The organism is Halopseudomonas sp. (assembly GCF_036961105.1).
Classification (GTDB): Bacteria; Pseudomonadota; Gammaproteobacteria; order Pseudomonadales; family Pseudomonadaceae; genus Halopseudomonas.
Genome location: NZ_JBALWW010000022.1, coordinates 1 through 11911 on the forward strand (window position 1 = coordinate 1; position 11911 = coordinate 11911).

The window sequence follows — 11911 nt, forward strand, 5'->3', positions numbered from 1 at the left end:
TAGCATCTATCCCCTGGCGCATCGACGCCGTAGAAGGGAGAGGGAGGAGACCATCTCATCGAGTTCCATCTCGACCAGCAGCCTCAACCGCACCACCGCAGGCCGGGATGGGACCCGGCCGTCCCAGGCAACCCCGGGCTTGGCTTGGTTCCGGGGCGGTCGAATTGCTGTGCTTAAGTGAAAAGCGTTAGGCCACACCAGCACTATTACCTGCCAAGAAAGCAAAAACCCGGCCTAGGCCGGGTTTTTGTTGTTACCGAACAGCTGCGATTAAACGCCGCTGGCCTCGGCAGACTCGACGTCTTTCATCGACAGCTTGATGCGGCCGCGATTGTCGACATCCAGTACCAGGACTTTGACTTCCTGGCCTTCCTGCAGCACGTCGGTGACTTTCTCGATGCGCTCGTTGGCGATCTGCGAAATGTGCACCAGACCATCCTTGCCAGGCAGGATGTTAACGAATGCGCCGAAGTCGACGATACGCTCAACCTTACCGGTGTAGACCTTGCCGATCTCGGCTTCAGCCGTGATGCCATCAACGCGCGTCTTGGCGGCGTCTGCGGCTTCCTTGCTGGCAGCGAAGATCTTCACGGTGCCATCATCGGTAATATCGATGGACGCGCCGGTTTCGTCGCAGATGCTGCGGATGGTCGCGCCACCCTTGCCGATCACGTCGCGGATCTTGTCGGAATCGATCTTCATGCTGATCATGGTCGGCGCGTTGGAAGAGATTTCCTTGCGCGAAGCCGGCAGCACTTCATTCATCTGCTTGAGGATGCTCAGACGAGCGTCGTGGGCCTGATGCAGCGCGATTTCCATGATCTCTTCGGTGATACCGTTGATCTTGATGTCCATCTGCAGCGCAGTAACACCCTTCTCGGTACCGGCTACCTTGAAGTCCATGTCGCCGAGGTGATCTTCGTCACCCAGGATATCGGTCAAAACCGCGAACTTGTCGCCTTCCTTGACCAGACCCATGGCGATACCGGCTACCGGGGCCTTCATCGGCACACCCGCGTCCATCAGCGCCAGAGAGGCACCACACACGGACGCCATGGAGCTGGAACCGTTGGATTCGGTGATTTCCGATACCACGCGGATGGAGTAAGGGAACTGCTCCATATCAGGCATAACCGCCTGAATACCGCGACGCGCCAGACGGCCGTGACCGATTTCACGACGACCCGTACCGCCCATGCGACCACACTCGCCCACCGAATAGGGAGGGAAGTTGTAGTGGAACATGAAGGGTTCCTTGCGCTCGCCTTCCAGCTGATCCAGCAACTGCGAGTCACGCGCAGTACCCAGGGTGGTAACGACCAGCGCCTGAGTTTCGCCACGGGTGAACAGCGCAGAACCATGGGTACGGTCCAGCACGCCCACTTCGATGTTCAGCGGGCGCACGGTCTTGGTGTCACGACCGTCGATACGCGGGTTACCGTCAACGATGCTCTGACGCACGGTGCGGTATTCGATTTCCTTGAAGCCGTCCTTCACCTCAGCGGCGGAGAACTTGCCAGCTTCATCACCCGACAGCGCAGCAATGGCGGCATCACGCAGCTCACCCAGACGGTTGTAACGGGCCTGCTTGTCGGTGGTGGTGTAGCCTTCGGCGATACCGGCACCAAATTGGCTCTTGATGGCATCCAGCAGCGCGGTATTTTCCGGCTCTGGCTGCCAATCCCAACGAGGCTTGCCAGCTTCAGCGGCCAGTTCCTTGATTGCCTGGATCGCTGGCTGGAACTCCATGTGGGCAAAGAGTACGGCGCCCAGCATCTGGTCTTCGGTCAGTTCCTGCGCTTCGGATTCAACCATCAGCACGGCGTCTTCGGTACCGGCGACAACCATGTCCAGACGTGAGCCTTTGAGCTGCTCGTAGTTGGGGTTGAGCACGTAACCTTTTTCGTCGTCAAAGGCGACGCGGGCGCAGCCGATGGGGCCATTGAAGGGCGCACCGGAGATCGCCAGAGCGGCTGAAGTACCCAGCATGGCAGCCATGTCGGGATCGGTGGTCTTGTCGGTAGACACTACGGTACAAACGACCTGGACTTCGTTCATGAAGCCATCGGCGAACAGCGGGCGGATCGGACGGTCGATCAGGCGCGAGGTCAGGGTCTCTTTCTCGGAAGGACGGCCTTCACGCTTGAAGAAACCACCGGGGATACGGCCGGCTGCGTAGGTCTTTTCGATGTAGTGCACAGACAGAGGGAAGAAATCACGGCCAGCTTCGGGCTGCTTGGCGGCCACGACGGTGACCAGAACGCTGACGGCGTTATCGATGCTGACCAGAACCGCACCAGTGGCCTGACGGGCAATACGGCCCGTTTCCATAGTGATGGTGCTGTTACCTAGTTTGAATTGCTTGATGACCGGTTTCACGGTGTCTTCTCTCTCTTTTTTGCCTTTGGGGGAAACTCTGGGCATGGCCGGGATTCGGACCCGACCATGTCCAAACGGGGCTGGTCTTAGCGACGCAGACCCAGACTGCTGATCAAAGCGCTGTAACGAGACAGGTCTTTCGACTTCAGGTAGTCCAGCAGCTTGCGACGCTGGTTAACCATACGAATCAGACCACGGCGAGAGTGGTGATCCTTTTTGTTGTCCTTGAAGTGACCTTGCAGCTTGTTGATGTTTGCAGTCAACAGAGCCACCTGGACTTCAGGAGAACCGGTATCACCTTCAGCACGCTTGTACTCGCCAACGATTGCAGCTTTTTCTTCAACACTCAGTGACATCTTGTATTTCCTCTGAGGTAACAGGCCGGGACCAGTGTCCCGTGTTTTAAATCGAGGTATGACCGTGCCTGTTGACAGCCACCCTCGTGGTGACCCGCTATCGGGTCAACTTATGGGTTGCACCCTGCCCGGCGGGCGGTCTGCAACCTTGATTCGGCAACGCATCCGCTAGTGCGGACGGTGAAAAATATCATGCATTGAAGCGCAATAACCGCTTCGGCGCCACCCTGGCATCTTCGGTCATTTCACCAATACCGAGAAAGCGCCCTTCGGCGTCCTTCAGGCGCACCTTGCCAAAGGCCGGGCTACCGGGAACGCGCACCGCCTGACCGTGATTCAGGTAGTAGGCCGTCTGCTCGGTCAGCTCCAGAATGGGCCAATCTTCCAGGCCGCTATCCATTGGCAGCAGCAAATGATCCAGCGCTTCCGGGCCGCCCTCGGCGTGCAGCTCCTCCAACCGTTCCAGCGTAACCGCATGGGTCAGATCAAAGGGGCCGGCAATGGTACGGCGCAAGGAGGCGACGTGGCCACCACAACCCAGCGCCGCGCCAAGATCCTCGACCAGGGTGCGAATATAGGTGCCCTTGCTGCAATGCACTTCCAGTTGCAGGCGATCACCTTCCAGCCCCAGTACCTTCAGCTGCGAAATAGTCACGGCGCGCGCCTTGCGCTCGACGGTCTCACCTGCGCGGGCCAGCTTGTACAGCGGCTGACCTTCATGCTTGAGCGCCGAGTACATGGGCGGAACCTGCAGGATATCGCCGGTGAATTGCGGCAGCCTGGCGGCAACATCTTCCAGGCTGACATTGACCGGTTTGATTTCCAGCACGTCACCTTCGGCATCACCGGTGGTGGTGGTCATGCCCAGTCGCGCTTCGGTGATATAAGCCTTGTCGGCGTCCAGCAGGTACTGCGAAAACTTGGTGGCTTCACCCAGGCACAGCGGCAACACGCCACTGGCCAGAGGATCGAGGCTACCGGTGTGGCCACCCTTGTTGGCGTTGAACAACCAACGGACCTTCTGCAGGGCCTGGTTGGAGCTCATGCCGAGCGGCTTGTCGAAGATCAGAATGCCGTCAATCGCGCGGCGTTGTTTCTTGGCACCCGCCACCGTCAATCCTCTTTATCGTCTGGGTGCTGGCTGTCTTCCGCCACCGCCCGCTCGATCAGAGAAGACAGGTGCGCGCCCCGGCGCACGCTTTCATCGTAATGAAAATGCAGCGAGGGAACGCTACGCAGCTTCATGGAGCGGCCCAGCAACATGCGCAGATAGCCTGCAGAATCCTTGAGAATGTCCAGGTTCAGCGCGATATCTTCAGCGCTGTCCTTGTTCATCAGAGTGACAAACACCTTGGCGTGGGCCAGATCACGACTCACTTCTACCGCTGTCACCGTGACCATGCCCAGGCGCGGATCGCGCACTTCACGCTGAATCAGCAAGGCCAGCTCGCGCTGCATCTGATCGGCCACCCGATGGGTACGACTGTATTCTTTTGCCATATTACCTACCTCAAGCAACAAACTCCGGACTGCTGAACAGGCCGGAGTCTGGTGCAAATTTCAGGCGTCGGCCGGGCGGCCGACGCTGACGGGTTACAGACTACGCTGAACCTGTACGCGCTCGAACACTTCGATGCGATCACCGCTGCGCACGTCGTTGTAGTTCTTCACGCCGATACCGCATTCCATGCCATTACGCACTTCGGCAACGTCATCCTTGAAGCGACGCAGGGATTCCAGCTCGCCTTCGTAGATCACCACGTCTTCGCGCAGTACGCGAATCGGACGGTTGCGGTACACAGTGCCCTCAATGACCATACAGCCGGCGATGGCGCCGAACTTGGGCGAGCGGAACACGTCACGCACTTCGGCCACACCCAGGATCTGTTCGCGAACGTCGCTGCCCAGCATACCGCCCAACGCTTTCTTGACGTCGTCGATGATCTCGTAGATCACGCTGTAGTAGCGCAGATCCAGACCTTCGCTTTCGATGATCTTGCGAGCAGCGGCATCGGCACGTACGTTGAAGCCAAAGACCACAGCGTTGGATGCCAGCGCCAGGTTGGCGTCGGTTTCGGTGATACCGCCCACGCCGCCAGAAACGATCTTGACCTGTACTTCGTCGTTGCCCAACTCGGTGAGCGACGCCTGCAGGGCTTCCAGCGAGCCACGTACGTCGGCCTTGAGCACCACGTTGAGCGTCTTCTTCTCGTCCTGGCCCATGTTCTCGAACATGTTTTCCAGCTTGGCCGATTGCTGACGCGCCAGCTTGATCTCGCGGAACTTGCCCTGACGGAACAAGGCGATTTCACGCGCTTTCTTCTCATCGGTTACCACGGTCAGCTCGTCGCCGGCATCCGGCGTGCCGTCCAGGCCCAGAATCTCGACCGGAATTGACGGACCGGCTTCCTTGATGGTCTTGCCGTTCTCGTCCAGCATGGCGCGCACGCGGCCATAGTTGACGCCAGCGAGGACGATATCGCCCTGACGCAGGGTACCGTTCTGTACCAGCACGGTCGCTACCGGGCCGCGGCCCTTGTCGAGGCGTGATTCAACGACCACACCGCGACCAGGTGCAGAAGGCTGAGCCTTGAGCTCCAGTACTTCAGCCTGCAGCAGGACAGCTTCCAGCAGTTCTTCGATGCCGGTACCGACCTTGGCCGATACGTGCATGAACATGGTGTCGCCGCCCCATTCTTCGGGAATCACGTCCAGCGCCGCCAGGGCGTTCTTGATGCGATCCGGGTCGGCGTCTTCCTTGTCGATCTTGTTTACTGCAACGACCAGCGGCACACCGGCAGCCTTGGCATGCGCCACGGCCTCTTCGGTCTGCGGCATCACGCCGTCATCGGCTGCCACTACCAGAATCACGATATCGGTAGCCTTGGCACCACGGGCACGCATGGCGGTAAAGGCCGCGTGACCGGGGGTGTCCAGGAAGGTCACCATGCCGCGATCGGTTTCCACGTGGTAGGCGCCGATGTGCTGGGTGATACCACCCGCTTCACCGGATGCCACCTTCGCGCGGCGAATGTAGTCCAGCAGCGAGGTCTTGCCGTGGTCAACGTGACCCATGACGGTCACTACAGGCGCCCGGCTCATCTCTTCGCCTTCGTGCACCATGGATTCGACCAGGCTGTCTTCCAGCGCGCTTTCCTTCATCTGCTTGACCTTGTGGCCCATGTCTTCTGCGACGATGGTTGCCGTGTCCTGGTCAAGCACCTGATTGATGGTCACCATGTTGCCGTTCTTGAACATGTACTTGATGACCTCGGCGGCCTTCACCGACATCTTCTGGGCCAGTTCGGCCACGGTGATGGTCTCGCCAATTACAACTTCTCGCACAAGCGGTCCTGTCGGCTTCTCGAAGCCGTGCTGGTTACGTTTCTTGTTTGCCTTGAGCTTGCCACCGCCACCGCGGCGACGCGAGGCATCGTCTTCGTCGTTGATACGCGGCGCATGACGCCCCTTATCCTTGCCGTGCCCACCCGCGCGCTTGCGGCCGCGCTCTTCTTCGTCTTCACGGGCCTTGCGACGGCCTTCTTCCTTCTTCTTGTGCAGGTCGGCCGGCGCCGGAGCGGGCTCAACCACGGGCACAGTCGGAGCAACGGGCGCGGCCGGTTCAGCTGCCGCTGCCGGAGCCACTTCTTCGGTTGCTACCGTTTCAGCGGGTTTGGCGCTTTGCTCGGCAGCCTTCTTGGCCGCCTCTTCCGCCTGACGCTGCGCTTCAGCCTCGGCCGCTTTCAGTCGAGCTTCTTCAGCCGCGCGCAGCTCTTCCAGCTCGCGCTGACGCTCGGCCTCAAGGTCTGCCGGCTCGCGCTTGACGTAAGTACGCTTCTTGCGCACTTCAACATTGACTGTCTTGCTACCCGCGACCTTCAGGGTGCTGACTGTCTTGCGCTTGAGTGTGATCTTGCGTGGCTCGGAGCCGGAGTCACCGTGCGCGCTCTTGAGGAACGTCAACAGGGCCTGCTTCTCATCGTCACTCACCGCCTGCTCCGGGGTAGTCTGGGGCAAGCCGGCTTCGCGCATCTGTTGCAACAGACGTTCCACCGGTGTACCTACTACCTGAGCCAATTCTTTGACCGTCACTTCCGCCATTCACTTCTCTCCTCAGTCGGGTCCATGCGCTTGCGCAGGGTGATGTCGCCTATCCGACCGGTTATTCAAACCAGGGGGCGCGGGCAGCCATAATCAGGGTGCCAGCGCGGGCTTCGTCGATGCCTTCGATATCGAGCAGGTCGTCGACGGATTGTTCAGCCAGGTCTTCCATTGTCAGGATGCCTTTGCTCGCCAGCTGGAAAGCCAGTGCGCGGTCCATTCCTTCCATATTCAACAGGTCGTCAGCAGGCTGTGCTTGTTCCAGTTTCTCTTCGTTGGCAATCGCCTTGGTGAGCAGGCGATCCTTGGCCCGGGCACGCAGCTCGGTGACGATATCCTCGTCAAAGCCGTCGATATCGAGCATTTCTTCCATCGGCACGTAGGCAATTTCTTCCAGCGTGGTGAAGCCTTCTTCTACCAGCATCTGTGCCACTTCTTCCTCGACATCCAGCTCGTCGACAAAGTTGCGCAGAATGTCGCCGGTCTCGGCTTCCTGCTTGGCGCGAATGTCGTCTTCGGTCATCACGTTGAGCGTCCAACCGGTCAACTGACTGGCCAGACGCACGTTCTGACCGTTGCGGCCAATCGCCTGCGCCAGATTGTCTTCCGCTACCGCCAGATCGATCGCATGGGTGTCTTCATCAAGAATGATGGAGGCCACTTCCGCAGGCGCCATGGCGTTGATAACGAACTGCGCCAGGTTGTCGTCCCACAGCACGATGTCGACACGCTCGCCACACAGTTCACCCGAGACGGCCTGCACGCGTGAACCACGCATGCCGATACAGGCGCCTTGCGGGTCGATGCGCTTATCCTTCGAGCGCACAGCGATCTTGGCGCGTGAGCCCGGGTCGCGGGCAGCGCCCATGACTTCGATCAATTCTTCGGAGATTTCCGGCACTTCAATGCGGAACAGCTCGATGATCATCTCCGGGCAGCTGCGCGACAGTACCAGTTGTGGGCCGCGGTTCTCGGTGCGAATGTCCTTCAGCAGCGCGCGAATACGGGTGCCGGTGCGGAAGGTCTCACGCGGAATCATCTCTTCACGTGGCAATACCGCTTCGGCATTGTTACCCAGGTCGACAATAACGCTGTCGCGGGTCACTTTCTTGACCGTGCCGCTGATGATGTCACCCAGACGGTCGCGGTAGGCATCAACGACCTGTGCACGCTCCGCTTCGCGAACCTTCTGCACGATAACCTGCTTGGCAATCTGCGCGGCGATACGGCCAAACTCGACTGATTCGATCTTTTCTTCGATCATGTCGCCGATGGCAAGAGCAGGATCACGCTCCTGAGCCTGGTCCAGCGTCAGCTGCATATCGGGCTCTTCGAAGTTCTCGTCAACCACAACAGTCCAGCGACGGAAGCTTTCGTAGTCGCCGGTCTGACGGTTGATTGCCACGCGGACATCCACTTCATCTTCGTAACGCTTCTTGGTCGCTGTCGCCAACGCCAGCTCAAGCGCTTCAAAGATCACATCGGGCGGAACGCCCTTCTCGTTGGAAACGGATTCCACAACCAGCAACACTTCTTTGCTCATCGTATGCCTCGCCTAACGCCGTCCATTGGGCTCGTTCAGCCCGAAATTTGTTCAAAAACGCGGAATGATATTGCCCTTATCGATCGAATCGATGGGCAGCAGGTACTCGTGCTCGCCTACCTGCAGAATGACCTCGTCACCCTCCACTCCGCGAATCACACCCTGAAAATTACGGCGCCCCTCATAAGGGGTACGCAGCCTGATCTTTGCCTGCTCGCCAGTGCAGTCCAGATACTGCTGCAGCGTGAACAGGGGACGGTCCATGCCCGGAGAGGAAACCTCCAGGGTATAGTCGCCGGAAATCGGATCCTCGACATCCAGCACAGCGCTGGCCTGACGACTGACGGCGGCACAGGCTTCGACACTGACGCCATCCGGATGATCAATATATACGCGCAGCAGGGTGTGTTTCCCCTGGGACAGGTACTCGATACCCCAGCAGGTGTATCCCAATGCCTCGACGACCGGGACCAGCAGGGTCTCCAACTCAGTCACTTTGCCGGACACGCTCACCGCCTATATTTGTCGCATGAATAAAAAATGGGCCTTAAGCCCATCGTGAGTCTGGCCGCTTCGCACAGACGAAGCCCAGAGACCGTTAGCTCCGCAGCCAAAAGGAAATGAACCGCGGCAAAAACCTAACAAAAAGCCCCTTAAAAGGGGCCCTTTGATACTGGTTGCGGGGGCAGGATTTGAACCTACGACCTTCGGGTTATGAGCCCGACGAGCTACCAGACTGCTCCACCCCGCGTCGAATCTAGGGCGTGAATTATACGTCTACCGGCGCAACATGACAACCGGCACACCTGTTCACCCCTGAAAAAGAAACAGGGGCCTGATGTATCAGACCCCTGTAGATGGTGCGGAAGATGGGACTCGAACCCATACACCCTAAGGCACTACCCCCTCAAGATAGCGTGTCTACCAATTCCACCACTTCCGCAAAACTGTTTACCGAGGGACTACGCTTGCTTCACTCCGCCGGCGGCGGTACATCGTCAGCTGGCGCAGGCACTGCTTGCTCTTCAATCACCGGCACATCTTCGCTGATGGCGGGCTGAGGAGCAGTCTGTTCAATCAGCACTGGATCAGGCAAGCCTGCTTCCTGCACGGCGGACGCCTTGTGGCTGGCATAATAAGCCAAACCGAGCGACGTCAGAAAGAAAATTGTTGCCAGAATCGCAGTCAGGCGACTCAGGAAAGTACCGGAACCCTGACTGCCGAAAACGGTACCGGAAGCGCCCGACCCGAAGGAAGCGCCAGTCTCAGCACCCTTACCCTGCTGCATCAGAACCAGCCCGACCAAGCCGATTGCTACCAGCAGGTGCAGTACTATAATTACGGTCTCAATCATTACACTCGTCCCGCGGCACGTGCTATCGCACCAAATTCGTCTGCATTGAGGGAGGCACCACCTACCAGCCCCCCATCGATATCCGGCATGGCAAACAACGCCTCGGCATTATCGGCCTTCACACTACCGCCATAAACAATCTGTACGTTGCGCGCCTGCTCATCATCCAGCATGGCCAGACGGGCACGAATCATCGCATGTACTTCCTGCGCCTGCTCAGGCGTCGCTGTCAGGCCGGTACCTATAGCCCAGACCGGCTCATAAGCCACCACGCCCTCTGCCAGGCCGCCGACACCAAAAGTGTCGAGAACCGCTTGCAGCTGGCGACCCACTACAGAAGTCGTCTCGCCAGCGTCACGCTCAGCCTGAGTCTCACCCACACAAAGCACCGGGCGCAAACCGCAGGCCAGAGCCGCAGCAAACTTTCGGCAAACCACCTCATCGGTCTCGCCAAACAACGCTCGCCGTTCAGAGTGACCAACAAGTACAAATTCACATCCCGCATCACGCAACTGCGCCGGCGATATTTCACCGGTCAAGGCGCCTGCTTCGGCCTGAGTGGCACAAGTCTGACCGGCTACGCGAATTGGCGTGGCCTGCAAACGTTCGCAGCAGCGATCGATATACAGAGCAGGGGGCGCGATCATCAGCTCAACCTGCTCGGGCCAATCTTGAGCGGCAAGCTGTTGCAACAGTGCTTCAACCGACTGCCGTGAACCGTGCATTTTCCAGTTTCCGGCAACTAGCGGACGACGCATGCCAAACCTCTCTACCCAAGCGGGCGCCAATCTTAACCAAGTTGCAACAGGGACACAACCGCCTTTTTACTCGGCGAATACCTGAGCAACCACTTCCGCAAGACGCGTGGCTTCCTGCTCAACCAACGCCGCATCCTGCCCCTCCACCATCACGCGCACCAACGGCTCAGTGCCGGACAGACGCAGCAGCACGCGGCCGGCCTCACCCATGCGGGCCTCGGTCTCTGCCACCGCCGCTTGCACACCGGCATCGTCCACCGGTGAAACAGCGCCGGGGGTATAACGTACATTAATCAGCTTCTGCGGACACTTCTGCATGCCCTGCCGCGCCTCTGCCAGACTCTGACCGGAACGCTGCAGCGCCTTGAGCACTTGCAGCGCGGCAATAATGCCATCACCGGTAGAGGTATGATGCAGGCAGACCAGGTGTCCGGAGGCTTCGCCACCGACAATCCAGCCGCGCTCGCGCAATTCGGCCATCACGTAGCGGTCGCCGACCTTGGCACGTACAAAAGGAACACCCAGCTCCTTGAGCGCCAGCTCAAGCCCGAGATTGCTCATCAGCGTGCCGACCACACCACCGTTGAGCAGGCCACGCTGCTGCAATTCCACGGCAATGATAAACAGCAGTTCGTCGCCATCGACTTCTTCGCCCTGGTCATCGACCATCATTACCCGGTCGCCGTCACCATCAAAGGCGATACCCAGATGAGCACCGCGGCGCAAGACCTCTTCACGCAGCGCGCCAAGGTCAGTGGACCCGAAGCCAGCATTGATATTCAGACCATCCGGCGCGGCACCAATGACATGCACGTCGGCACCCAGCTCACGAAACACATTGGGCGCCACTTTGTAGGTCGCGCCGTTGGCACAATCGAGTACCAGCTTCAGACCTTTGAAACTGGTACTGGTGGGTACGCTACTCTTGCAGAACTCGATATAGCGGCCGGAGGCATCTTCTACCCGCGCAACCTTGCCCAGTTCAGCCGATTCCACCACATCCATGGGCGCATCAACCAGCGCCTCTATTTCCAATTCAAGACTATCGGGCAGTTTGCTGCCTTCGCCGGAGAAGAACTTAATGCCGTTGTCGTAATAGGGATTGTGCGAAGCGCTGATTACAATCCCGGCGTCCGCCATGAAGGTACGCGTCAGATAAGCAATGGCCGGCGTCGGCATGGGGCCAAGCAGCTGCACCTGAGCACCCGCTGCGGACAGCCCCGCCTCCAGCGCTGACTCGAACATGTAACCGGAAATGCGCGTGTCCTTGCCGATCAGCACACGACAGGTTCCCTGTCGCTTGAACGCGGTACCCACCGCCCAACCCAGCTTCAACATGAACTCTGGCGTAATGGGTGAAGCCCCAACCCGCCCGCGGATACCATCGGTGCCGAAATAACGCTTTTCCATTCTCTGTCTT

At 59.0% G+C, this 11911-nt stretch carries 10 protein-coding genes and 2 tRNA genes; all 12 read right to left on the bottom strand.

Annotated features, from left to right (window positions below; all coding sequences use genetic code 11):
• Positions 1 to 270: 270 nt before the first annotated feature.
• The 12 genes from pnp to glmM all read right to left on the bottom strand — a co-directional run bounded on the left by pnp (position 271) and on the right by glmM (position 11901).
• Complete coding sequence (gene pnp, locus V7756_RS16190; protein WP_335611239.1) at positions 271 to 2379, bottom strand: polyribonucleotide nucleotidyltransferase; 2109 nt, start codon at positions 2377 to 2379, stop codon at positions 271 to 273.
• An 86-nt stretch (positions 2380 to 2465) separates the two neighbouring features.
• Positions 2466 to 2735, bottom strand: coding sequence for a 30S ribosomal protein S15 (gene rpsO / locus V7756_RS16195; protein ID WP_092287705.1), 270 nt, complete (start codon positions 2733 to 2735; stop codon positions 2466 to 2468).
• 190 nt (positions 2736 to 2925) lie between these two features.
• Entirely contained in the window at positions 2926 to 3846 is a 921-nt protein-coding gene (gene truB, locus V7756_RS16200; RefSeq protein ID WP_335611240.1) for a tRNA pseudouridine(55) synthase TruB, read from the bottom strand.
• A 2-nt stretch (positions 3847 to 3848) separates the two neighbouring features.
• Positions 3849 to 4235, bottom strand: a complete 387-nt coding sequence (rbfA, locus tag V7756_RS16205; protein ID WP_335611241.1) for a 30S ribosome-binding factor RbfA — start codon at positions 4233 to 4235, stop codon at positions 3849 to 3851.
• A 93-nt stretch (positions 4236 to 4328) separates the two neighbouring features.
• Entirely contained in the window at positions 4329 to 6836 is a 2508-nt protein-coding gene (infB, locus tag V7756_RS16210; RefSeq protein WP_335611242.1) for a translation initiation factor IF-2, read from the bottom strand.
• A gap of 61 nt (positions 6837 to 6897) precedes the next feature.
• The gene (gene nusA, locus V7756_RS16215; protein ID WP_335611243.1) at positions 6898 to 8379 is read right to left on the bottom strand and encodes a transcription termination factor NusA; all 1482 of its coding nucleotides are present in this window, start codon (positions 8377 to 8379) and stop codon (positions 6898 to 6900) included.
• A 51-nt stretch (positions 8380 to 8430) separates the two neighbouring features.
• Positions 8431 to 8886: a ribosome maturation factor RimP gene (gene rimP / locus V7756_RS16220; RefSeq protein ID WP_088276385.1), complete on the bottom strand. Its 456-nt coding sequence runs from the start codon at positions 8884 to 8886 to the stop codon at positions 8431 to 8433.
• 167 nt (positions 8887 to 9053) lie between these two features.
• Positions 9054 to 9130: transfer RNA gene (locus tag V7756_RS16225), tRNA-Met, on the bottom strand.
• A gap of 107 nt (positions 9131 to 9237) precedes the next feature.
• A tRNA-Leu gene (locus V7756_RS16230) sits at positions 9238 to 9322 on the bottom strand.
• Positions 9323 to 9352: 30 nt separating this feature from the next.
• Positions 9353 to 9733, bottom strand: coding sequence for a preprotein translocase subunit SecG (gene secG, locus V7756_RS16235; RefSeq protein WP_335611244.1), 381 nt, complete (start codon positions 9731 to 9733; stop codon positions 9353 to 9355).
• Positions 9733 to 10491, bottom strand: coding sequence for a triose-phosphate isomerase (tpiA, locus tag V7756_RS16240; RefSeq protein ID WP_335611245.1), 759 nt, complete (start codon positions 10489 to 10491; stop codon positions 9733 to 9735). The genes secG and tpiA overlap by 1 nt, the downstream gene beginning before the upstream one ends.
• Before the next feature lie 66 nt (positions 10492 to 10557).
• Entirely contained in the window at positions 10558 to 11901 is a 1344-nt protein-coding gene (glmM, locus tag V7756_RS16245) for a phosphoglucosamine mutase (protein WP_335611246.1), read from the bottom strand.
• Positions 11902 to 11911: the final 10 nt, after the last annotated feature.

What these genes read in the sequence shown, in the direction of transcription:
- glmM (WP_335611246.1), bottom strand. Translation starts at nt 11,901, where the DNA reads ATGGAAAAGCGTTATTTCGGCACCGATGGTATCCGCGGGCGGGTTGGG.
- secG (WP_335611244.1), bottom strand. Translation starts at nt 9,733, where the DNA reads ATGATTGAGACCGTAATTATAGTACTGCACCTGCTGGTAGCAATCGGC.
- infB (WP_335611242.1), bottom strand. Translation starts at nt 6,836, where the DNA reads ATGGCGGAAGTGACGGTCAAAGAATTGGCTCAGGTAGTAGGTACACCG.
- rpsO (WP_092287705.1), bottom strand. Translation starts at nt 2,735, where the DNA reads ATGTCACTGAGTGTTGAAGAAAAAGCTGCAATCGTTGGCGAGTACAAG.
- rbfA (WP_335611241.1), bottom strand. Translation starts at nt 4,235, where the DNA reads ATGGCAAAAGAATACAGTCGTACCCATCGGGTGGCCGATCAGATGCAG.
- tpiA (WP_335611245.1), bottom strand. Translation starts at nt 10,491, where the DNA reads ATGCGTCGTCCGCTAGTTGCCGGAAACTGGAAAATGCACGGTTCACGG.
- nusA (WP_335611243.1), bottom strand. Translation starts at nt 8,379, where the DNA reads ATGAGCAAAGAAGTGTTGCTGGTTGTGGAATCCGTTTCCAACGAGAAG.